A 21,830-nucleotide genomic window follows, 5' to 3' on the forward strand; every position below is an offset into this window, starting at 1 on the left:
ATATAAGTGTTGATAATGTTGGGTGCAGAGCATGAATGAAAATCATATCTTGTTGGTCGATGATGATCAGGAGTTAACCGAGTTGTTATCTGACTATTTGGAAGCTGAAGGTGTAAAAGTCAGTGTCGAAAATAGTGCTAGAGCGGCATTAGTACGTTTGCAGAGTGACGAGCTTTTCGACCTGGCTGTTTTCGATATTATGATGCCAGAGATGTCTGGGTTGGAGTTATTGCAGCAGTTACGGCCTGGCCTTCAATTGCCTGTGATTATGCTCACGGGTCGGGGGGGTGATATTGATCGTATTCTGGGGCTTGAAATGGGCGCAGATGATTATCTTGCAAAACCTTGCAACCCTCGGGAGTTATTAGCCCGTATTCGGGCAGTTTTACGACGCGCGCAGCAACGTCCGGAATCAGGTACTGTTCAGTCTTTAAAATGTTGGGGTATCGCGCTTGATCCTTCGACACGCGAGGTTTATTTTGGTGCGCATTCTATTGATCTGACCAGTGCAGAATTCAACGTCCTGTATCAGTTTATGCAGCACCCCGGTGAAATCCTTAGTAAATCCAAATTAACTGAAACTGTGTTACATCGCTCATTAACGGCATATGATCGAGCGATTGATGTACATGTGAGCCGTGTAAGGCAAAAATTGGTTCCGCATATAGGGCAACAAGAGTTGATTAAAACGATACGTGGAGAAGGTTATCTGTTTATGAGAGATAACGGATGAAACGTTTTAAACGGTTGTTCTGGAAAATATTTCTGGCCTTTTGGTTGTCCAGCTTTAGTGTGATTTTAGTCACGGTCGTCGTCGTTGGGGAGATGGCCGAGCGGGAGAGTGTGCATGGTGTATTTGAATACCGGGCGCGTGAGCAGGCGCAAAAAATAATTGTGCGCTATGAAGCAGGCAATGTTCGTTTGCCGTATACGCCTCGAAAGCATCGATCAGAAAAGCACGATAATGACGATCATCATTCATTGAACAGACCTCCAAGGAAACTTCCTGTGAGGGTTTATGATGCCGAAGGGGTTTTGATCTTTGGCCAGCAGCCAGAGCAAGAGTCTGATCGCCTGCTCACGTTTGATCTCGAGTCTTCGTCAGGAAAAGACTACGTCGTTAAAGTGATTATGGATCCTGCTATTGACCATTTTGCGAGATTACAGGCATTTCTATTTTCGGTTCAGGCGGTATTGATACTGATCACATCAACCTTAGCCAGCCTCTTGTTATCTATTATTGTGGTGCGACCTGTCAATCGTCTTAGAGAATACGTGGAGCAATTTCATGGAGGGCAGTTGGATCTTAAAATTGAACCCGGATTACTTAAACGAGGTGATGAAATTGGGGCTTTAGCACGTGAATTCCAGCAAATGGCATTGTATGTCGACCGGACTTTACAAGGGCAGCAGCGATTACTGCAAGACGTATCACACGAGCTGCGTGCGCCATTGGCACGATTGCAGGCGGCTACTGGGTTAGCTGAACAGCAGCTGGGACGCGAGAGTAAAATTACGCAGCGTATGAACCTCGAGTGTGAGCGTTTGAGTCGGCTTATTGACGAAATGCTGTCACTGGCCCGACTGGATAATGTGGAGGCACAAGACAGCCTGTTTGATGTGGCGAGTGTGTTGGAACAAGAGTTGGATGACCTGAGGTTTTCGCAGCCCGATAGACGTATTACTGTGCAGAACGCGCTGAAAACAGCGGCTTTATGTAAAGGTAATCCAGAGCTTTTTACGCGTGCGCTGAGTAATATTCTCGGAAATATTCTTAAGCATACAGATGCAGAGTGTGCGGTTGATGTCTCCTTGATGTTGCCCGATCAAAAGCATGTGAGAATAAGCATCAGAGATCATGGCCAGGGTGTCAGTGAGGAGGCATTAGGCTCTCTTTTTGAACCCTTTTACCGTCATAACGGGCACGCCAAGGGGTTCGGTTTAGGCTTAAGTATTGCTAAGCGTGCAGTAGAGCGCCAGCACGGTACTATTCGAGCTGAAAACATGTCGGGCAATGGCTTTGTTGTCATCATCGAACTGCCTGTTTCGACAGCTTGATGTCGTAATAGCGGGATTATTGTATTTGTCTGACGTCGGATTCAGATAACGAATGATCGATAAATAATCCCGTGTTTTCTTCGAGTGTACAGAGTAATTGTTCCACAGAGAGCGGTGCACTATAGAGATACCCTTGCCCTGAAAAACAATGATTAGTGAGTAAAAATTGCTGCTGTTCCTGGGTTTCGATGCCTTCTGCGTGAGGCCTTAATCCCAGCTTTTCAGCCATGGCGATCACCGTTGATGTAATGATCGTACTATCATGTTCATTAGGTAGTCCCTGAATGAAACTTGTATCAATTTTCAAAATATCAATGGGCATCTGCCGGAGGTTATTAAGAGAAATACCACCTGTGCCAAAATCATCTATGGCCAGCGTAACACCCAGACTTTTAATCTGTTTCAGGGTGTCCAGTACCGAGTCTATACTACTGAGTGATAGCTCTCCGGTGATTTCCAGTGTCAATTGATCAGGTGAAAACCCGGTTTCGGTTAATACTTCATTCAAGGTCGTGATTAAAGAATGGTTTAAAAGCTGTCGGGTGGAAATGTTGATTGAAAGCATTAGTTCTGGATAACCGGCAAGATGCAGTTGTAACACGACTTCCATGGCTTTTTTTAATACCCAGTTCCCTAACGGAATGATGAGTCCGGTATCTTCTGCTTTTTGGATGAAGTCAGCGACGGGAATATCACCCTCAATGGAATGATGCCAACGGCTTAGTGCTTCAAGGCCTGTGATTTTGCCTGTACGTAAATCAATTAATGGCTGGAATACCAGTGATAGTTCTTCATGATCAATCGCATGGCGGAGGTTCATCTCAAGAGAGAGTGCCCGTTTGAATTCGAAATCCATGTGGGGCTTGAAAAAAGCAAAGGTATTCCGTCCCAGACGTTTAGCTTCATACATGGCCAGGTCAGCATTTTTAAGTAGATCACCGGCTTCGTCGCCATCCGCATGTATGAGAGTAATGCCCAGACTCACTGTGATAAGGATCTCATGCGAGTCAATCTGTATGGGTTGGGCAAGTAGTTCGATAATCTCGAGCGCCAGTTGTTCTATGGTGTTCAGATTATCTGCCCTGTGTACTAATACAGTAAATTCATCTCCACCTAGCCGGAACGCGGTATAATTTTCATTTGTACAAAAGCGCAAACGGTTTGCGATGGCGATTAATAGTTGATCCCCTGTATCATGCCCCAGCGTATCATTGACCTGTTTGAAATGATCCAGATCCAGCAATAATAAGGCTCTGTTAAAAGTATCAGGTGTGGCAATGATCTGGTTCAGCGCATCACGAAACTTACGACGGTTTCCCAGCGCAGTGAGAGGATCAAAAAATGCCAGCTGCTCCATCTGCTTTTCGTGTTCTTTGATTCTTGTAATATCTTCACTAACAGAAACAATGCTGACTAATGTGCCGCTCTGATCAATAATAGGTGCGATCGATTGGTAGGACCAATACAATGATCCGTCTTTTCTGCGGTTAACTAAGGTGCCGCGCCATTGTTTATTGGCAAGAACGTTATTCCATAGATCCCGATAAATGTTGGCATGTGTCTGGTCTGAACGAAGCAGTGCCGGCGTATTACCCAGTAGTTCATTGAGAGGGTAGCCGGTCATATCAGTGAACCGGGCGTTTGCGTATTCAATACAACCATTAGCATCAGTGATCATGACGGCACTGCCACTGTATTCGACAGCATAAGAGAGCTTTTTAACTTCAAGTAACTGATCAGCATCCGCGCTGATACCAGAGATAATAACGATGGCGGCAATAGCAACGTTAGCCTCATCTTGAATAGTCGAGACGCAAACCGAGGCGCTAAAAACCGACATGTTTTTTTTGAGCAAATTGAGTTTTAATTTATAACTATTAATCTTGCCCTTAAACAGGGTCGCTAAGCGTGCCGAAGTCTGTTTATGGCGTTTTTGTTCGAAAAGCAATAAAAACGATTGTCCCTGCAACTCGTTGGTGCCGTAGCCAAGAATATGAGTGAACGTATCGTTGGCAAATAAGCATGTTCCGTCTTCTTTGATACAGGCAACACCAATTTTAGCATCGCTGAACGGACGGTAAACTTCAGTAATTTGTTGCAGTTTAGTAGTAGACATACCATTCCGTTGGCTCATAAGTAGTCCGTAAATAGCCCATAAGCTCACAATATATGAAGCTATAAAAAAAATTATAGAGAGCATCCTCACATATACGATGGTACACATCAATATAAGTGTCGCTATAAAGTAACTCTTTTTGCTTAGATATTAATAAAGCACCTAATGAGGTGCTTTATTGGTTAATGCCTGGATCACTGTGTGACTATTATAGTGCGTCAGGACCGCTTTCGCCTGTGCGAATACGAATGACCTGTTCCAGCGGCATTACAAAAATCTTACCGTCACCAATTTTGCCAGTATTTGCAGTTTTGCTGATCGCTTCAATAACCTGATCAAGCATATCATCGTCGATGGCGACTTCAATTTTTACTTTAGGTAGGAAATCAACAACATACTCTGCACCGCGATACAGTTCGGTATGACCTTTTTGACGGCCAAAACCTTTTACTTCAGTAACCGTCACACCTTGAATACCAATATCAGACAGTGCTTCACGCACGTCATCCAATTTAAAAGGCTTGATTACTGCACTGACAAGTTTCATAGATGTCTCCTTTGAGTGTCGATTCTTAATGTCGACTGCCGAGCATATATAGATAAGATGGCCTCAGTATACGCATATTTATTTGATTGCGCATTGTCTTGGTCCAAATACAAAAAGGGTGCCGAAGCACCCTTTTACATTCTAACTAACTGATCTGAAATCTAATCATTTACCTGATGATTTGAATTCCGGGTACGCTTCCATACCACATTCAGCAATATCGGCGCCTTCATATTCTTCTTCTTCGCTGATGCGAATGCCCATGACAGCTTTCAAAACAAGCCATACCACTAAGCTGGCAAGGAATACCCAGCCGAAGATAACAACGATACCCAGTAGCTGTGAACCGAAGTTCGCATCAGCGTTATTCAGCGGCACTGCTAATAGACCCCAAATACCGGCGATACCATGAACAGAAATCGCACCAACAGGGTCATCAATACGCATTTTATCTAAGGTCAGGATAGAGGCGACTACCAGCAAACCACCTACTGCACCAATCACGGTAGAAGAGACGGCTGTAGGAGATAATGGATCGGCAGTGATAGCAACCAAACCAGCTAACGCGCCGTTCAGTGCCATGGTTAAATCTGCTTTTTTGAACAGTAAGCGAGCAAAAATCAGTGCCGCGATACAACCGCCTGCGGCAGCAGCGTTGGTATTAACGAAAACCTGAGCAACGGCATTGGCTTCGCCAACATCAGACAGCTTAAGCTCAGACCCACCGTTGAAACCGAACCAACCCAGCCACAGTATAAAAGTACCCAGTGTAGCTAATGGAAGATTGGCACCAGGAATGGCGTTGATTGAACCATTCTTGCCATATTTACCTTTACGTGCGCCCAATACCAGTACACCTGCTAAGGCAGCAGAGGCACCCGCCAAATGGACAATACCCGAACCTGCAAAGTCAGAGAAACCCGCTTCACTCAGGAAACCGCCACCCCATGTCCAGTAACCTTCAACAGGATAGATGAAACCTGTCATCACTACAGCAAAGGCTAAAAATGCCCACAGCTTCATTCGTTCAGCAACGGCGCCTGATACGATCGACATAGCGGTTGCTACAAATACGACCTGGAAAAAGAAGTCAGAACGTGAGGAGTAGTATGGCGCGTCATCACCGCCAGCGAGTACGGCATCCACACCGTTTTCATCGCCAATCAGAGCACCCAGATTTGGAAAAATACCGCCAGCATCGGAACTGTACATAATGAAATAACCGCACAGCAGGTACATTATGCAGGCAATGGAGTACAGGGCAATATTCTTAGTCAAAATTTCGGTGGTGTTTTTAGCGCGTACTAATCCGGCTTCCAGCATGGCAAAACCTGCCGCCATCCACATAACCAGTGCGCCGCACATTAAGAAGTAGAACGTATCTACTGCGTATCTCAGTTGGGCTAAATCACCCACTGTTGTATTTAATAATTCTTCCATCAGATCTGCCCTCCGTCAGGCTCGATACTTAATTCGGTTTAAAGTGCGTCGTTGCCAGACTCGCCCGTACGAATACGTACAACCTGTTCCAGCGGCATGACAAAAATCTTACCGTCACCAATTTTTCCGGTTTGCGCTGCCTGGCTGATAGCATCAACAACCTGGTCGGTCATATCATCAGATACGGCGGCGTCAATGCGTACTTTCGGTAGAAAATCTACAACGTATTCCGCACCGCGATAAAGTTCGGTATGACCTTTCTGACGCCCGAAGCCTTTAACTTCGGTGACGGTGATACCCTGTACACCGATCTCGGATAGTGCTTCACGTACATCATCCAGTTTAAAGGGTTTGATAATCGCCGAAATTAGTTTCATTGGGTGTCTCCTTAATAGTTAACGGTTTACTCACCGGCCGCTTTCGGGTCCGGTGACTCGTAACGGTTAATGCATCTCTAGCGAAACTTGTGCCTTGTTTTACAAAACATAATTAAAACAATTAGTTGGATTGGCTTTGATGTGTTTTTGTTTGATTTTATGGGATTTTTTAGCAAAAAAATAAGAATGCATCTGCTTCTTTTTTGTGCGTGCACCATTATGGTTCGCGAGAGCAAACGTAAGGGAGGGTAAAAGTGATGAAGCAATAATAGAAGGAAAAGGATTCTGCCGTTATAGTGAAGATATTTTTGAACAAATGAGAGCGTTAAACATGAACGATAAGATTCTTGAAGGTCTGTCTGCACAATTTTCACAAGTGATTAACACCTTAAATAGCGGTGCAGAATTGCCGGGGCAACAGCAAATTCGTAGTTTTCTGCAATCGGCATTAAGCAAAATGGATCTGGTTACGCGTGATGAATTTGATGCGCAATCGGCTGTATTAGCCCGTACTCGTGAGAAAGTGGAGCAGATGGAAAAAGTTTTAGCTGATCTGGAAAGCCATTTAAATACGCAGACAGGCACCATCAGCGAGACTGATAAAGATATCGCCAAAGATGATGTTAAAGAGGCTAATTAAGAACACCAGATGTGTCACTGTACTCCACAGTGTAAAAGTGGTTTCTGTTTAAAGGTAAAGATAAATGAGATGTAACCTTGCCTGGATTGATACAGCCGGACAGTATGTAACAAGTACGGAAGAGTACGCTGCCCTGTGTGGGCATTCAGTTGAATCTATCACAGGTTTACGTCTGGAGGATGCTCATCCGTCAGCCGTTATCAATATTTTGCAACCCGCGTTTATTCATGCCCGTGAACAGGGACAGACCGATACCGTGCTTGCCTTGTTTGATCAGCACACGCTTTACGATTGCCGGCTTATCTGGGTAAAGGCATCGCAGCATTTTGTTTTATATGTGGAGCGTGCGATAAAGCAGTCGCTACTTTACGATCCGTTGCTGAGCGCCGCGGATAACTCTCCTGTACCTCTTTTCAAAGTGGCTCTTAACGGCCAAATTGCCAGCGCCCGCAAAGCAGGCAAACAAGTGGCGCTGCTGAAGTTAGGATTGGAACGCTTTCAATGGATTCAGGACTCGTTAGGTCTGGACAGCAGTGAAACGATTATCGAAGAACTGGCGAGTCGGTTACTCTCGACATTAAGGGAAGGTGATATACTTTTTCGTGCTAATGACGACGCGTTTATTATTCAGATATCTAATATGGAGTCGGCAGAAGCGGCGGTGAGTGTTGCGCATCGCCTGATTGAACAGCTTTCTTACAGTTTTAGAATGGAGCAACGCGATATTCATCTGAGCGCCTCTATCGGTGTCGCACTGGCTCCCTTGCAAGCCAATGATGCGGCTGAGTTGCTGGGTGCGGCTAGCCAGGCACTTAAGGCGCTGAGCCGTTCGGGGATAAGTGATGTACGTTTGTACGATCCCCTCCGGCAGCGCAAGGCGTTGAATCTTAACGATTTAGCGCAGCTGATTAAACCTGATTATAACAGTATTGAATTGGGTTATCGGCCGGTTTACGGCGTGCGCAGTCATCGTATTGAGGCTGCACAATTAGTACCCTTATTACAAGGCGTGCCTTGTATTGGTGCAGAGGAGCATCTGTTGACACAGATGCTGGAAGGGGAGAGTGGTTGGCACACCTATTTGAGCTGGATTTTTAATCAACTGGAAACGCCGTTACAACAATTAGGACAAGAAAAAGGGTTTCAGGGTGTTATCGTGCGTATTCCACCTGATGTATTGGAATTGCCTTCCTTTATGGAATTTATGACCACGCGCCTGACGCTCTCAGAGATAGTGCGTAATAAGGTGTTATTGGAAGTTGATGCCATTGAAACACAGGATCATGAAGGCGTGCTATTTGACCTGGAAGCCTTAGGTTTCGGGATTGTCTTGGGTGGATTAAGTGACTATTTGCCGCCGATCCAGCAATTGAAAGAGCTGGAACCACAGTTACTGAAATTGGATGCTTCTTTGGTGCAAGCGATGGAAAATGACGTGAAACGGCGTCGACAGCTAGAACAGTTGGTCGATATGGCCGCCGATCTGGATATTGCGCTCGCAGCCGATGGCGTTCTCTCTGCAGGGCAGCGAATGCACTTGTCGCAGCAGGGCGTCGATTATATGCAAGGCGATTATTTTGGTCGTTTACTGAGTGCCGAGCTGTTGTTTGAACAGCTGATTTTAGAAAAAATATAACGTATTTTCGTTTTTTCGTGTTTTATGATTTTAGAGTCCAGGGAAGGATGTATGTCACTTGCGATTGTTCACACCCGCGCTCAATTAGGCGTCGCGGCTCCCTCGGTTACAGTCGAGGTCCATCTGTCGGCGGGTTTGCCTGCGCTGATGCTGGTCGGCCTTCCTGAAGCGGCGGTACGGGAAAGTAAGGAAAGAGTCCGCAGCGCCATAATTAATTCCGGTTTTGAGTTCCCCCAGCGGCGCATCACTATCAATTTAGCCCCCGCCGATCTGCCGAAAGAGGGCGGGCGATACGACCTTGCGATAGCGATTGGAATACTGGTGGCCTCCCGACAGCTGCCAGCCGATTTGCTGGGTAATATTGAATTATTGGGTGAGTTGGCGCTCTCCGGAGAGCTTCGCAGCATTACCGGGGTGTTGCCTGCCGCAGTGGCGTGTAAAAAACAACAACGGTCATTGTGGATACCCAGTGGTAATTGTACTGAAGCCGCGTTAGTGCGTGAGCTGGATATCCGTGTGGCGGATCACTTGTTGGATATTTGTGCCGCACTTGCGGGCAAAAAAGAGTTGCCAGCTGCTGTTCCGGAAATACAGACCCTGCAGGAACAGCGGTATCCGTATGATCTGTCTGATGTAAAAGGACAGATTAAAGCGAAACGCGCATTAGAGATTGCTGCTGCCGGTGGTCATAATCTGTTGATGAGCGGTGTGCCTGGCAGCGGGAAAAGCATGTTGGCGGCGCGGCTACCGAGTTTATTGCCTCCCTTGGTAGAGGAAGAACGTCTTGAAGCGGCGGCCATCTACTCTGTAGCAGGATTGTCGGTAGAGAGCATTTGTCGTGGAACGCGTCCATTCAGAGCGCCTCATCATACGGCTTCAGCCGCCGCGCTGGTCGGGGGAGGAAGTCATCCCCGTCCGGGTGAGATATCATTAGCCCATCAAGGGGTTTTATTTTTAGATGAATTGCCTGAATTCTCCCGAAAAGTATTAGAAGTCCTGCGTGAACCGTTGGAGACAGGTTCTATCCTGATCTCACGGGCGGCACGACAAACTGAGTTTCCTGCACGATTCCAGCTCATAGCGGCTATGAACCCTTGTCCTTGTGGCTATGCCGGAGACAGTTCGGGTAAGTGCCGCTGTACGCCGGATCAGATACGTCGTTATCAGGAAAAACTTTCCGGTCCGTTATTGGATCGAATTGACCTTTTTGTGACCGTTGCTGCTTTACCGGCTGAAACGCTTTTGAAACTGGATAATGCCAAAGCAGAAACCAGCGCGGAGGTATCGCGTCGGGTCTGCGCAGCACTCCAGGTGCAGTATCAGCGCCAAGCGTGCCGCAATAGTATACTGACAGCACAATCGTTGGATGCGATTTGCCAGCTGACAGATCAGAACCGACAATTGTTAGCGACTGCCGCGACGCGATTTGGCTTATCTGCGCGGGCGTGTCATCGGGTAATGAAGGTAGCTCGCACGATTGCGGATCTGAGCGGAAATGAGAAGGTTGAAAGCGAAAATCTGATGGAAGCTTTAGGGTTTAGGGACGGCTTGGTTAATCAGCCTTCAGCATTTTCATAAACTCGGATAAGGGTACGGGTGGGCTAAAGAAATAGCCTTGTACCTGGTCGCATTTTTTTTTGATAAGAAAATCCAGCTGCGCTTTTTCTCTACCCCTTCGGCAATAACGCCCATCTTGAGGTTATGCGCAAGACTGATAATAGCGCGTACAATTTCTGCGTCATCGTGGCTATCAGGGAGTTGTGTTACAAAAGAGTAATCGATTTCCAATGAGCTGATGGGTAGTTTTATGAACAGAAAAAAGCACCTACCAAATTGGAAGGTGCTCTTGATAATTTATTCAGGCATACCGTCGTCGATAATAAATTTTAATAAATAATTTATTTATTAAGATTTTTTCTTAAGTCGACGTGATGCTAATCCCATCAAACCTAATGCAAAAATGGCAAGTGTTGATGGCTCTGGAACGTTTGTAGTTGAGGTAAGGGTTTTTGCTGAATTACTGTAAGTATAATTTATGGCTGCAAAGGGTGAAACGCCACTATTTATATTACAGCTACTTGTACTTGACCAGCCACAGTTAGGGTTAACACCACCACCAAAATCAATAACAACATTCAGCATATCATCCAGAAGTATTGAAGTAGTTGTAGCCGCATCTAATAAAAAATTCAAATTAAATTTGTATGCATTATAATTATAACTTACTACATTGTAAGCTTCTGCAGAGTCAAAACCAAAATTACCAAATGAAACGCCGTCAATACTAACGTCAATACTCTCGCTTGAGTTTGCGCCATTGTTAAAGTCGCCTTGAGTTATGACTTCTAAGGTACTTGAGCTTCCAGCCAAATAATCACTAATATTAAGACTAAAGTTAAAGAGTTGACCGTCAGTCGTTTGATTTGTTATTTCTGAAACAGTCAGTAATCCAGCATTAGCAAAACAACTAACAGATAAAGCTACACCAGCGATAGCTCCTTTTAACATCTTAAACTTCATTTTCTATTCCTTTTACTTTATCGATATTGTGTTTGGAGGAGTATTTAATCTAAAAATGCCTTACAGCAAAAAACACACCAACTAAAAAAATAAGAACAATATCAATGTGATGCTAATTTTTCATATCTATTCTAGATATTTGTGTAAAAAAAGCTGACAGTATTATAGTGCATCTGGTTACTATCCCTCGTTATAGCTACCCCATTACAGATTCTTCCTGCATCCAATTTTTGAATAATCGCAGCAGAGCAGATACCTTTTAATACTAGGTCTGTTCGCTATTGGTTACTAAGAATAGGTATAGAAGTTATTCCTCATACACGCGCATTATTCCAGCTTATAGCGGCTATGAACCCTTGTCCTTGTGGCTATGCCGGAGACAGTTCGGGTAAGTGCCGCTGTACGCCGGATCAGATACGTCGTTATCAGGAAAAGCTCTCCGGTCCGTTATTGGATCGAATTGATCTTTTTGTGACCGTCGCGGCTTTACCCGCTGAAACACTTTTGAAGCTGGATAATGCCAAAGCAGAAACCAGCGCGCAGGTGTCGTCCCGGGTCTCAGCGGCGTTGCAGGTGCAGTATCGTCGGCAGTCGTGTCGCAACAGTATACTGACAGCACAATCACTGGATGCCATTTGTCAGCTGACTGACCAGAACCGACAATTGTTAGCGACTGCCGCAACGCGGTTCGGCTTGTCTGCACGGGCGTGCCATAGGGTCATGAAAGTTGCCCGCACGATTGCGGATCTGAGTGGAAATGAGAAGGTTGAAAGCGAAAATCTGATGGAAGCTTTAGGGTTTAGGGACGGCTTGGTTAATCAGCCTTCAGCATTTTCATAAACTCGGATAAGGGTACGGGTGGGCTAAAGAAATAGCCTTGTACCTGGTCGCATTTGTTTTTGATAAGAAAATCCAGCTGCGCTTTGGTCTCTACTCCTTCGGCAATAACCCTCATCTTGAGGTTATGCGCAAGAGTGATAATCGCGCGTATGATTTCTGTGTCATCGTGGCTATCAGGGAGTTGTGCTACAAAAGAGCGATCGATTTTCAGGGAGCTGATGGGTAGTTTTTGTAGCAGAGAAAAAGAAGAATAACCCGTGCCGAAATCATCCAGCGAGAAGTCGATGCCAATTTTACTCAACTGTTCAATACATTTCTGCACATGTTGGTCATCGCTGAATAAAGCGGATTCGGTCAACTCAAACTCGAATATGCGGGTATCAATTTCTTCGGATTCAATAATCCGATGAATGGTCTGTACAAGGTGGTCATCCTGAAACTGCCGGAACGACAAATTAACACCGACTTTGGCTAAAGAAAAACCAGCATTTTTAATCTGCTTGAGATCACGGCCTGTTTGCCAGATGGCCCAAAAGCCCAGAGGAATAATCTGCCCGGTATGCTCAGAAACAGGAATAAAGTCATTCGGCATAATCAGACCGTGCTCCGGATGATTCCAGCGTATCAGTGCTTCGGCACCCACAATGTCCCCTGATAGCAGATCAATACGTGGCTGATAGTACAGTTGAAATTGCTCCTTTTTCAGTGCGGTCCATATATCGGCTTCCAGCAGACCTTGATAGGAAGGGGTCCTGTCTTTGCTCTGTTCATAGATAGAAAAACTACAGCCGTGCATGCGTTTAGCTCTGCTGCGAGCTTGGTTAGCCTGATTGGTGAGACTGTCGGCATTCACACCATTTTCAGGCGCAAAGGCTACCCCAATGCTGGTGCCTATGATGTTGTTATGGCCTGCTACATCAAAGCCAAGGTATAAAACACCCGCCAGGGCTGCCAGTAACCGATCGACCTCTGCTTTTACGGATGCAGTCGTGGGTGCTGTAACTAAAATAGCAAACTCGTCGCCGTCCGTTCTGAAAACAGGAGATGAACGGGCACAACTGAGTAGACGATCACGTAGGTCCAGCAGTACTTGATCTCCGGCCGCATAGCCCATGTTTTGATTAAAGGCTTTGAAATCATCTATATCCAGACTGACTAATGCCAGTGCACCGCCACATCGCAGGATGTTAGCCAGATTGTTCTCTAGCATCCGATAAAAGCATGAACGGTTCTTAATATCTGTGAGCAGATCAGTCTGCCTGAGTAACATTATTTCAGCGTTTTTTGCCTTCATCTGAATCAGCAGCCTGAAACTTCGTGTTAGGGCTTCGTCTGTTAAATCAAACAAGGAAATATAATCTGAAAATGACGCATCCAGCAGTTTTATTCCTATTTCCGGGGCTATTTGATGATGCGCAATAACTACTGGAATATAAGAATGTCTAAAGATCGGTGTGTAAGCCTCCAGAGAGTTGAGCACGATTTCTGGTTCCGCGTATACCAAAATAATATGCGGTATATTTTCTTCTACGCGAATTAATAAGCCGTTGATAGTGTCTACATAGTCCAACGCTAAATTATGCTGGCTAAGGTAGGATGCCAGTATGTCTCTCATCCCTGAATGAGATGATAAAATAAGTATTTTAATAGGCATATTTATTAAGTACCGCATCCTTGAATATTATCGATACTTCAAACCTAAAAAAGGCGATGAACCGAACCGCATCAAATGTTTAGTTTGTATATAATGGAGACACAATAACTTTTCGCACTCAACTGTAACATGAAGTTTATGTTGGTCAAACAAGTGTTTGAATGCAGTAAGATCAACATTGTGAGTACTATAATTGTCTAATATCAATCGCTTGGTAAAGTCCTGACGCATGAGTAAATTAAATCCACGACAAAACGAAGCCGTAAAATTTATCAGTGGGCCTTTACTGGTGCTAGCGGGTGCGGGTTCAGGAAAGACCAGTGTGATTACACGCAAAATCGCCTATCTTGTGGAAAGTTGCGGAGTTGAGTCAAAACATATAGCGGCCGTGACTTTTACCAATAAAGCCTCGCGTGAAATGAAGGAGCGTGTCGGGCAAATTCTGCAAGGTAAAGGGAAAGGTCTTATCGTATCGACCTTTCATAATCTTGGTATGACGATTATCCGGCGTGAGCATAAGCGATTAGGCCTCAAGGCGGGCTTCTCTCTGTTCGATGATCAGGATAGTAAAGCGCTGATTAAAGATCTTATGCTGCATAACGATGAAGACAGCGATCAGGTTGATTACGTGCGTAACACTATCTCCAACTGGAAAAATGAGATGGTGAGCCCGGAAACGGCCGAAGCCAGTGCCGTCGGTCCACAGGAAATATTGGCAGCGCGTGCTTATGAAGCTTATAACCGACACCTGCGTGCCTATAACGCGGTCGATTTTGATGATCTGATTCTGGTGCCGGTTAAGTTATTTGATGATCACCCCGATGTGCTCGAACGTTGGCAAAATCGTATTCGTTATCTGCTGGTGGATGAATATCAGGATACTAACCTGAGCCAATATCGCATGGTACGGCAGCTTGTCGGGCATCGTGGCGCATTAACCGTGGTAGGTGATGATGATCAGTCTATCTATGCATGGCGTGGCGCAAGGCCAGAAAATCTGGACCAGTTACAGGTCGATTTCCCCAGTCTTAAGGTAGTGAAACTAGAGCAAAACTATCGCTCAACCAGCCGGATTCTGAAAGCAGCCAACACCTTGATTGCCAATAATCCGCATGCGTTTCAAAAAACACTGTGGAGTGAGATGGGTTTTGGCGATCCTATCCGCGTCATTCACACGCGTAATGAAGATGCTGAATGCGAACGCATCGCGAGCGAGATTCTGGATCGACACTTACGTAAGCATACGCCGTTTAAAGATTTCGCTATTCTCTATCGGGGTAATTATCAGGCACGCTTGTTGGAAGTAAAATTACAGGCGTTCCAGGTGCCTTATAAACTGTCGGGCGGGACCTCGTTTTTTGCCCGGGCAGAGATAAAGGATCTGATGAGCTACCTGAAAGTGCTGGTCAATCGCGACAATGACAATGCCTTCTTACGCGTCATTAATTTACCACGGCGTGAAATAGGCCCAAGTACACTGCAGAAACTGGGTGAGTATGCCTCAGAACGACAAGTCAGCCTGTTTGATGCCTGTGACGAGATGGGGTTGGAGCAATCACTGCCTCCCGCCGCCGTCGAGAAATTGCGCCAGTTTACCCGCTGGTTACATGAGAAATACCGCCAATGTTATGAGTCAGACCCTATTCAGGCGATTAAAGACCTGATCCATGATATCGATTATGAAGGCTGGCTTCGCCAGAATGCCTCCAGTGATAAAGTGGCAGAAACGCGCATGAATAACGTGTTTTTCTTAGTTGATTCGCTCAAAAGTACGCTGGAGCGGCTGCAGGAAGATGATCCGGAGGCGGGTATAGAAGAAGCTATCGCGCGCTTGATATTGATCGACTTGCTGGATCGTCAGGAAGAGGACGACGATTCTAATAAAGTCCAGTTGATGACGCTTCATGCCTCCAAAGGGCTGGAATTTCCACATGTCTTTCTGATGGGCATGGAAGAGGAATTATTACCCCACCGCAACAGTATTGAAAATGGCGATATAGAAGAAGAGCGTCGTTTGGCTTATGTGGGTATAACGCGCGCTAAAGAAACGCTGACGATTACACTGGCCCGACAGCGTAAACAGTTTGGCGAACTGCTCGACTGCTCACCAAGCCGTTTTTTAGACGAGTTACCGCAGGAAGATCTGGAGATAGAAGGTAATGGCGAAAAGAATCCGGAAGTGAACAAAGCAAGGGGCCGCGCCACTCTCAATAGTCTGCGTAATATGTTTGACGATCTGTAAGGCTCATTTAGAACGAAAGACAGACGTAAAAAAGGCTGCCCATGGCAGCCTTTTTTCTAAAAGCTTTCCTTGTTAAACAATCTTACTGAGCACTGTCCATCATGTGCTGGATAGCACCTTTCAATTCATCATCAGAACACGCCATACAGGTACCGCGTGGAGGCATTGCATTAATACCGCTGATAGCTGTCTTCAGCAGAGCGTCAATACCTTTAGCGTTACGTTCAGTCCAGTCGCTGGTACCGAATTTTGGCGCGCCGGCAACACCAATCGCATGACATGCAGCACACGTGGTGGTGTAGACCTCTTCACCCGAACGTGCTCCACCTGTTGCGGCAGCAACAACTGCACCGCCGCAAGAATCGTCGCCTTCAACGCAGACATTGCTTGCTGGTTTAATGCGCTCAATAATTTTCTCATCAGCCGTTGTCGCACCAACCGAGGCAGATAGCGCAACGCTTAAACCCAGAATACTCAGAACAGAAGCAATTTTAGCAGTCAATTTCACAGGGGTGACCTCATTGGAGTTGGTAGATGCGGCAAGGGAAGCATCATTAAAATTAATTTGATTAGAATTATACCGACAAAAGTCCCTCACGAAAATGGGGTTTATCTGCACCTTATGGCTTATATAGTGTATTAAGTGGCATTAATTAGACCTACAGCGCTGTATCTTCAGCCGTATCCTCTTTAATTCCTCTGAAATGAAATACATTTGTGTGAGGAATCGTGCGTCGAAAATCAATAATGAAACGCTACATGCGAAAAGTAAATCAGCTATTTCTCTTAACGATGGCTAAATGCCTGATATAAAACACCACTTAATCGATCTAAGTCCCTTGGCAAAAGGTAAATACCCCCGTATTATTACGCCCTTGAAAACATCTTGTTTTTGCGCCAGTAGCTCAGTTGGATAGAGTAGTAGGTTCCGATCCTATTGGTCGGGGGTTCGACTCCCTCCTGGCGCACCATTTTCATATTGTGGCTAACTGTATGGTTCCTCACGGAATCTGCTACCCCATCCACCCGAGCTAACGGCGCAGACTGCGCTTAAGCCAGTGGTAAAAAGCGGGATGGTCACACTATGGTCACAGTGCCGGTATAGCTCAGCTGGTAGAGCAACTGACTTGTAATCAGTAGGTCCCGAGTTCGACTCTTGGTGCCGGCACCACTTTCCCTGTATACACTACTCACGCTCGCGATAATGAGACTTATAAAGTCGCGTCTTTGGATTCGATGATGGCCATTGCCAAATCCCCGTCTAAACTCACCCTGCCACCGATCAATCCAGGCTTCATCACTGTTGTCGACTATCTGATAGACAAGTTTCCGCAGGTTGACTCCCAGATATGGCGGCAACGGGCGATCGACGGAAAACTGCATTGGCATGATGGTTCCGCTATCACCTCAGAGTCTCTCTATCGACCCCAGCAGCGTGTCTATTACTATCGCGAAGTGGATAGCGAGCCAGTGATTCCGTTCAATGAAACGATCTTATTTGAAGACGCAGAGATTCTGGTCGCCTATAAACCTCCCTTTCTTCCCGTTACGCCCGGTGGGATTTATGTGAATGAATGCCTGCAAAATAGATTGCGGCTGAAAACGGGGATGGAAAACCTACAAGCGGTGCACCGTATTGATCGAGCCACGACGGGACTGGTGATATTTTCGGTTAATCCTGACACCTGTCATCTGTACCACCAGTTGTTTGCTTCGCGACAAATCAACAAAACCTATCAAGCGATTGCCCGAATTGATATGGGAAGTGATACGGGGAGTGATACGAAGAGTGATGAGCCTTTGAGCGGCCAGCAATGGGAGGTAGTCAACCGGCTGCAATCTGCTGATCCGCGTTTTCTGATGCGGGTGGCTGATGGAGCCGCCAACAGCCATTCCCGGATTCGCTGCGTAGATCGGTTTGAGGATAAAGCCCTGTTTGAGTTAGAACCGGTTACCGGTAAAACGCATCAACTGCGGGTTCATATGCAGACGCTAGGATGGCCCATCTTACACGATCGCTACTACCCTGCATTACAGCCTAAGTCTGCCGATAACTTTGCTCAGCCTTTGCAACTATTGGCACAACAGCTACGGTTTATCGACCCGGTGACATCGCAGCCCAGAACATTCCATTGTGGTTATGCAATGAACCTAGCAACCGGAACATTTGAGAGGGTGTAATCTTCTTAACTGACTTATTAGTAGGTTTTGAATTCGACTCTGGGTTTCGTGGTCAAGGGTGCCGGCGCCACTTCTCTTTATCCACATTTAATAGCTTTATCTGAACTGGATGGTTAACCCATGAAACCACTTATCATTGTTTTACTCGCGTTAGCGCTACAGGGCTGTTTTTTGACAAAAGTGGTGACAGTGCCTTTGCGTGTTGGCGGAGCGATTATTTCTATAGTCCCAGTGGTGGGTAATGTTGCTGATGCTGCTATTGATACGACGGCTGATGCTATTGATCTGGTGCCGCTGTAAGGCCGTTTGGATGGTTTGCGATTCAGTTGTGCGGTCATACCACCCCGCCTAATAAACTTCCTGTCATCAAGCACTTCGACTCATATGTAATGAGTACTCTGCCGTAAGTTTGGATAAATGACCACAGCCGAAGGTAATGTTGAGAAGTGTCAGGTAATTTTACATTATGGAATTATAAGAAGTAGCTAATTTAAAATCATGTGCTTGTTCTATAACAAATCCTATGGTTGGCGGCATAGATTTTGCTATGTCTGTATTAAGAGATACTTATTCTTCCAGTGCCCGTAATAAGAGGTAGGATGAATGCATAAAATACTAATAAAGGCGCTATGCCTAGAGGCCATATAATGAAATATATTAAGCAAATTATTTTCCAGCCGTTAGCTCTGTGCGGATTATGTTTGGCGATTGCCACCCCAGTAGTACACGCCGGAATAATAGACCCGACCAGTCACAACCTAAGTAATTCTTCTGCTACTTGGCTAGAAGGGCGGTTGGGGCAAGGGGACTTAGATTGGGATAGTATTTGGTACGGAACGACGGGCGCTTCATCAACTAGCTGGCATGCCGCCGTTGATGGAGTCGGCCCCACGGTTTCCATCTACGACGTTAATTATGCGGGACAAAACTATCTGATCGGAGGATATACCGATTTGGACTGGACAAGTGGTGGTTATAAACACGATAGCACAGATGGATTTTTCGACAGTTTTATATTCAACTTAAATACACAAACCACACACAAATCAATGCCCGGGAACTGGGGTACGGGTGTATATGCTATTTACGCTGTCTCCACACATTTCGCCACTTTCGGTGGGGGCCACGACATTTTCGGGGGTAGTTATACATTAGGAGGCAACGCTTACTCAAATTGGCAGGGCACTTATAATCTTGGGCTAGGAAACATAATCGACAACGCAAATAACGTTGCTTCTTTTACGGTAAATAGTCTGGAAACGTTCGCTTTCGCGCCCGCCGCATCAGTCCCCACACCTGGCACGATCGCTTTATTTTCGCTAGGCTTAATGGGTCTTGGATTGAATCGACGCCGCCAGCGTAAAGCCGCTTAATCTGCGGCTGCTACCTGAGCAACAGATGTCGACACCGTTGCTCACCCTCTTCATAAATAACAAGGGAAACCAGTCACCACGCTGTTTTCCCTTTGTTTTGTCTGCTCGTTAATTACTGTATCGGATGGTCTAGTCACAATCTGATCACACTAAGCACTAAATTTGCTACCTGCCCACTCAATATGGCTGCGCAAATATACTTTCAAAGATCGATCAGTATCTTTTGCCGGTGATGGTAATAATTGGCCTCGCAGCTGACCCTTTTAGATCAGGTGTGTGCATGTGCCGGTTAACGAGAAATTGAGGGGCTACTCTCGCGCGATGTGTAGCAGTTTTTAAATTGTCTGCTACAGTCAGTGCACACGGAATAATAGGATGTTTGTATGTCACGGAAACGACGCACCTCACCACTTGAAGGTCTTATGGATATTGCATCAACATTGCCTTGCTGGGTGAGCTTGATCTTAGCCGTGATTAGTTACTTTGTTTTACATCATTACGCCAGTCAGGCGCTCACGCCGCAGATTCAATCCGGTAGTTACGTACCCCAAAACATGACACGAATAATGTTTCAGCCATTGCTCATGGCACTGCAATATTTGGTGCCTTTCGTGTTTTGTTTGGGCGCTGCTATATCAGCCGTTAAAGCGTTTAAGGGGCGTCGTTTAGCTCAGCAATACGTTTCCATAGAATCCACTCAAAAAGCTGCCGTATCGCCCCAAAATAGAACTAAGCCTACTGATTCAATGAGCTGGCAGCAGTTTGAGTTATTGGTGGGTCAGGCATTTCGTTTATTGGGCTATCGAGTTATTGATGGCGGAGAAACCGGCGCTGATGGTGGTGTCGATGTTTACTTGAAAAAGGACGGTGAAACCTTCTTTGTACAGTGTAAGCACTGGAAGACAAAGAGCGTGGGTGTCTCGGTTGTACGTGAGCTCTACGGTGTTATTGCGGCTGCCGGTGTTAAGGGCGGCTTTGTGGTCACGTCCGATTATTTCACAGCAGAGGCCGTTGCCTTTTCCAAAGGGAAGAAGCTAGGGCTCATCGATGGCGTCAAGCTAAAGAAGATGATTCTGGCTGCGAAGAAAGCAAGTCCTGAAAGTGTCCCGGAACAGCCTGAAGCAACCTCTGAAGCGCCGGTCTGCCCAAAGTGCGCATCTTCTATGGTTAAACGGAAAGCGCGTCAGGGAGCCAATGCGGGTAATGAGTTTTGGGGGTGTTCTCGGTTTCCCAAATGTCGCAGTATTATCAATATTAAGTAGGCGCTTATATGCACATCCTGATTGTTATTATATTGATACTTTTGCTACTGGTTTTTAGTAAAACGTTTCGAGTGCTGACCACTTTAGGGCTCATCGTTGTTGTAGGTGTTGTGATAGTTGGAATTATTATAGCGGCTATAAGCAATAATAATGATGCCGTGTTTCGTATCGCTGTATTACTGTTTATAGGTGTAGTGATACTTGGCTGGATCATGATCAGAATGGGGGTGCATGTTGCTGGTATCGCGACAGGATCAGTTGAGGTGTATGTGGATAATCGCATACAAGGGAAAAAGCATGATGAGTCGCTAAAATCTGCTGGAGGCAAAGCATTTGAACTATTGGTTGAGGATGCTTTTTTAATAGATTCTAATAACAAATGTAAAAAGCCAATTAGCACTTTAGATGAGCAGAAAAATACACCAGCAATTTCAAAGTTATCAAATACAGATTCTGGTCAAAGAAACCTTTCGCCTTCTACTGATAATTACACCCCGCCAGTTGCTTGCTGCCTGACCTGTCGTATGACGGTGTTCCCTGTTCAATCTATCACTAACGAGTTATTTGCACTTGATAAAATACAATATCCTTGGCTAATCCATCAATGTTGGACACCGGATAATAGTATTCAAGATGGGTCGGATTATACAGAAGGTGAGTGGCAACCATTTCAGTTTATTGCTTATGGTGGAAGCTACCTTCGAGGTAGAGTTACAAGCACTCATGACGCAACTGTTTATAAATACAATATCATCAGTAATAAATCAGGGTGGCATGGATATTGGAATTATGAACCAGTGTTCCTTGCAACGTTAAAAGACACTGAAAACACTGTTAAAATACTATCTATTGTCAGGATCGGAGATAGGTTTAGTCAGCTTGTAATTACTGCGCAATTAGCTTCCGATTTTGAGCAGTTGTAGGTGTTTTTTGATCACAGTGCC

The 21,830-nt window shown here is 45.6% G+C and carries 20 protein-coding genes and 2 tRNA genes; 14 read left to right on the top strand and 8 right to left on the bottom strand.

Going from position 1 to position 21,830, the window contains the following annotated elements; all coding sequences use genetic code 11:
• Positions 1–31 precede the first annotated feature (31 nt).
• Positions 32–733: a response regulator transcription factor gene (locus Nant_RS15555; RefSeq protein ID WP_054342575.1), complete on the top strand. Its 702-nt coding sequence runs from the start codon at positions 32–34 to the stop codon at positions 731–733.
• Entirely contained in the window at positions 730–2,058 is a 1,329-nt protein-coding gene (locus Nant_RS15560) for a sensor histidine kinase (protein ID WP_054342576.1), read from the top strand. The genes Nant_RS15555 and Nant_RS15560 overlap by 4 nt, the downstream gene beginning before the upstream one ends.
• Positions 2,059–2,074: 16 nt before the next feature.
• On the opposite strand, the gene Nant_RS15565 is transcribed toward Nant_RS15560, so the two are convergent.
• The 4 genes from Nant_RS15565 to glnK (Nant_RS15580) form a co-directional block, all read right to left on the bottom strand.
• Complete coding sequence (locus Nant_RS15565) at positions 2,075–4,174, bottom strand: sensor domain-containing protein (RefSeq protein WP_054342577.1); 2,100 nt, start codon at positions 4,172–4,174, stop codon at positions 2,075–2,077.
• A 208-nt stretch (positions 4,175–4,382) separates the two neighbouring features.
• Positions 4,383–4,721, bottom strand: coding sequence for a P-II family nitrogen regulator (gene glnK / locus Nant_RS15570; RefSeq protein ID WP_028468507.1), 339 nt, complete (start codon positions 4,719–4,721; stop codon positions 4,383–4,385).
• A 165-nt stretch (positions 4,722–4,886) separates the two neighbouring features.
• Positions 4,887–6,161 (bottom strand): ammonium transporter, encoded by a 1,275-nt coding sequence (locus Nant_RS15575; protein WP_420798935.1) that lies wholly within the window; start codon positions 6,159–6,161, stop codon positions 4,887–4,889.
• A gap of 38 nt (positions 6,162–6,199) precedes the next feature.
• Positions 6,200–6,538 (bottom strand): P-II family nitrogen regulator, encoded by a 339-nt coding sequence (gene glnK / locus Nant_RS15580; RefSeq protein ID WP_054342578.1) that lies wholly within the window; start codon positions 6,536–6,538, stop codon positions 6,200–6,202.
• 331 nt (positions 6,539–6,869) lie between these two features.
• Between glnK (Nant_RS15580) and Nant_RS15585 the strand changes: the two genes are divergently transcribed.
• From Nant_RS15585 to Nant_RS15595, 3 genes are all read left to right on the top strand, one after another.
• Positions 6,870–7,178: an accessory factor UbiK family protein gene (locus tag Nant_RS15585; protein ID WP_076495889.1), complete on the top strand. Its 309-nt coding sequence runs from the start codon at positions 6,870–6,872 to the stop codon at positions 7,176–7,178.
• Between the two features lie 64 nt (positions 7,179–7,242).
• Positions 7,243–8,814, top strand: a complete 1,572-nt coding sequence (locus Nant_RS15590) for a bifunctional diguanylate cyclase/phosphodiesterase (RefSeq protein WP_054342579.1) — start codon at positions 7,243–7,245, stop codon at positions 8,812–8,814.
• Positions 8,815–8,865: 51 nt separating this feature from the next.
• A complete protein-coding gene (locus Nant_RS15595; protein ID WP_054342580.1) occupies positions 8,866–10,392 on the top strand; it encodes a YifB family Mg chelatase-like AAA ATPase in 1,527 nt (508 codons plus the stop codon).
• Here the strand turns inward: Nant_RS15595 and Nant_RS21950 are convergent.
• Both Nant_RS21950 and Nant_RS21600 read right to left on the bottom strand, forming a co-directional pair.
• Entirely contained in the window at positions 10,387–10,668 is a 282-nt protein-coding gene (locus Nant_RS21950) for an EAL domain-containing protein (protein ID WP_082400322.1), read from the bottom strand. The two genes, Nant_RS15595 and Nant_RS21950, sit on opposite strands and share 6 nt — an antisense overlap.
• Before the next feature lie 51 nt (positions 10,669–10,719).
• A complete protein-coding gene (locus Nant_RS21600) occupies positions 10,720–11,334 on the bottom strand; it encodes a PEP-CTERM sorting domain-containing protein (RefSeq protein ID WP_054342582.1) in 615 nt (204 codons plus the stop codon).
• A 309-nt stretch (positions 11,335–11,643) separates the two neighbouring features.
• Between Nant_RS21600 and Nant_RS15610 the strand changes: the two genes are divergently transcribed.
• Positions 11,644–12,174 (top strand): magnesium chelatase subunit ChlI family protein, encoded by a 531-nt coding sequence (locus tag Nant_RS15610; protein ID WP_274378341.1) that lies wholly within the window; start codon positions 11,644–11,646, stop codon positions 12,172–12,174.
• Here Nant_RS15610 and Nant_RS15615 read toward each other — a convergent pair.
• Positions 12,149–13,828 carry a putative bifunctional diguanylate cyclase/phosphodiesterase gene (locus Nant_RS15615; RefSeq protein WP_054342584.1) on the bottom strand — a complete coding sequence of 560 codons (1,680 nt, stop codon included), beginning with the start codon at positions 13,826–13,828 and terminating at the stop codon, positions 12,149–12,151. The genes Nant_RS15610 and Nant_RS15615 overlap by 26 nt on opposite strands.
• Positions 13,829–14,057: 229 nt before the next feature.
• On the opposite strand from Nant_RS15615, the gene rep reads away from it, so the two are divergent.
• On the top strand, positions 14,058–16,070 hold the full coding sequence (gene rep, locus Nant_RS15620; protein ID WP_054342585.1) for a DNA helicase Rep: 2,013 nt from the start codon (positions 14,058–14,060) through the stop codon (positions 16,068–16,070).
• Positions 16,071–16,152: 82 nt separating this feature from the next.
• On the opposite strand, the gene Nant_RS15625 is transcribed toward rep, so the two are convergent.
• A complete protein-coding gene (locus Nant_RS15625; RefSeq protein WP_420798936.1) occupies positions 16,153–16,578 on the bottom strand; it encodes a c-type cytochrome in 426 nt (141 codons plus the stop codon).
• A gap of 386 nt (positions 16,579–16,964) precedes the next feature.
• On the opposite strand from Nant_RS15625, the gene Nant_RS15630 reads away from it, so the two are divergent.
• The 7 genes from Nant_RS15630 (at position 16,965) to Nant_RS15660 (ending at position 21,809) form a co-directional block, all read left to right on the top strand.
• Positions 16,965–17,041: transfer RNA gene (locus Nant_RS15630), tRNA-Arg, on the top strand.
• A gap of 124 nt (positions 17,042–17,165) precedes the next feature.
• Positions 17,166–17,241, top strand: a tRNA-Thr gene (locus Nant_RS15635).
• A 65-nt stretch (positions 17,242–17,306) separates the two neighbouring features.
• Positions 17,307–18,251, top strand: a complete 945-nt coding sequence (locus Nant_RS15640) for a pseudouridine synthase (RefSeq protein WP_238377167.1) — start codon at positions 17,307–17,309, stop codon at positions 18,249–18,251.
• Positions 18,252–18,371: 120 nt separating this feature from the next.
• Positions 18,372–18,551 (top strand): DUF6726 family protein, encoded by a 180-nt coding sequence (locus Nant_RS15645; RefSeq protein WP_054342587.1) that lies wholly within the window; start codon positions 18,372–18,374, stop codon positions 18,549–18,551.
• Positions 18,552–18,898: 347 nt separating this feature from the next.
• On the top strand, positions 18,899–19,624 hold the full coding sequence (locus Nant_RS15650) for a PEP_CTERM-anchored TLD domain-containing protein (RefSeq protein WP_076495890.1): 726 nt from the start codon (positions 18,899–18,901) through the stop codon (positions 19,622–19,624).
• Positions 19,625–20,007: 383 nt separating this feature from the next.
• Entirely contained in the window at positions 20,008–20,886 is an 879-nt protein-coding gene (locus Nant_RS15655) for a restriction endonuclease (protein WP_054342589.1), read from the top strand.
• Positions 20,887–20,894: 8 nt separating this feature from the next.
• Positions 20,895–21,809: a hypothetical protein gene (locus Nant_RS15660; protein ID WP_054342590.1), complete on the top strand. Its 915-nt coding sequence runs from the start codon at positions 20,895–20,897 to the stop codon at positions 21,807–21,809.
• The last annotated feature ends 21 nt before the right edge of the window (positions 21,810–21,830 follow it).

It is taken from the genome of Neptunomonas antarctica, from assembly GCF_001305295.1.
GTDB classification, from domain to species: Bacteria; Pseudomonadota; Gammaproteobacteria; order Pseudomonadales; family Balneatricaceae; genus Neptunomonas; species Neptunomonas antarctica.

What these genes read in the sequence shown, in the direction of transcription:
- Nant_RS15615 (WP_054342584.1), bottom strand. Translation starts at nt 13,828, where the DNA reads ATGCCTATTAAAATACTTATTTTATCATCTCATTCAGGGATGAGAGAC.
- Nant_RS21600 (WP_054342582.1), bottom strand. Translation starts at nt 11,334, where the DNA reads ATGAAGTTTAAGATGTTAAAAGGAGCTATCGCTGGTGTAGCTTTATCT.
- rep (WP_054342585.1), top strand. Translation starts at nt 14,058, where the DNA reads ATGAGTAAATTAAATCCACGACAAAACGAAGCCGTAAAATTTATCAGT.
- Nant_RS15555 (WP_054342575.1), top strand. Translation starts at nt 32, where the DNA reads ATGAATGAAAATCATATCTTGTTGGTCGATGATGATCAGGAGTTAACC.
- glnK (WP_028468507.1), bottom strand. Translation starts at nt 4,721, where the DNA reads ATGAAACTTGTCAGTGCAGTAATCAAGCCTTTTAAATTGGATGACGTG.
- Nant_RS15640 (WP_238377167.1), top strand. Translation starts at nt 17,307, where the DNA reads ATGATGGCCATTGCCAAATCCCCGTCTAAACTCACCCTGCCACCGATC.
- Nant_RS15595 (WP_054342580.1), top strand. Translation starts at nt 8,866, where the DNA reads ATGTCACTTGCGATTGTTCACACCCGCGCTCAATTAGGCGTCGCGGCT.
- Nant_RS15585 (WP_076495889.1), top strand. Translation starts at nt 6,870, where the DNA reads ATGAACGATAAGATTCTTGAAGGTCTGTCTGCACAATTTTCACAAGTG.
- Nant_RS15645 (WP_054342587.1), top strand. Translation starts at nt 18,372, where the DNA reads ATGAAACCACTTATCATTGTTTTACTCGCGTTAGCGCTACAGGGCTGT.
- Nant_RS15575 (WP_420798935.1), bottom strand. Translation starts at nt 6,161, where the DNA reads ATGGAAGAATTATTAAATACAACAGTGGGTGATTTAGCCCAACTGAGA.
- Nant_RS15650 (WP_076495890.1), top strand. Translation starts at nt 18,899, where the DNA reads ATGAAATATATTAAGCAAATTATTTTCCAGCCGTTAGCTCTGTGCGGA.
- Nant_RS15560 (WP_054342576.1), top strand. Translation starts at nt 730, where the DNA reads ATGAAACGTTTTAAACGGTTGTTCTGGAAAATATTTCTGGCCTTTTGG.
- Nant_RS15655 (WP_054342589.1), top strand. Translation starts at nt 20,008, where the DNA reads ATGTCACGGAAACGACGCACCTCACCACTTGAAGGTCTTATGGATATT.
- Nant_RS15590 (WP_054342579.1), top strand. Translation starts at nt 7,243, where the DNA reads ATGAGATGTAACCTTGCCTGGATTGATACAGCCGGACAGTATGTAACA.
- glnK (WP_054342578.1), bottom strand. Translation starts at nt 6,538, where the DNA reads ATGAAACTAATTTCGGCGATTATCAAACCCTTTAAACTGGATGATGTA.
- Nant_RS15660 (WP_054342590.1), top strand. Translation starts at nt 20,895, where the DNA reads ATGCACATCCTGATTGTTATTATATTGATACTTTTGCTACTGGTTTTT.
- Nant_RS15565 (WP_054342577.1), bottom strand. Translation starts at nt 4,174, where the DNA reads ATGTCTACTACTAAACTGCAACAAATTACTGAAGTTTACCGTCCGTTC.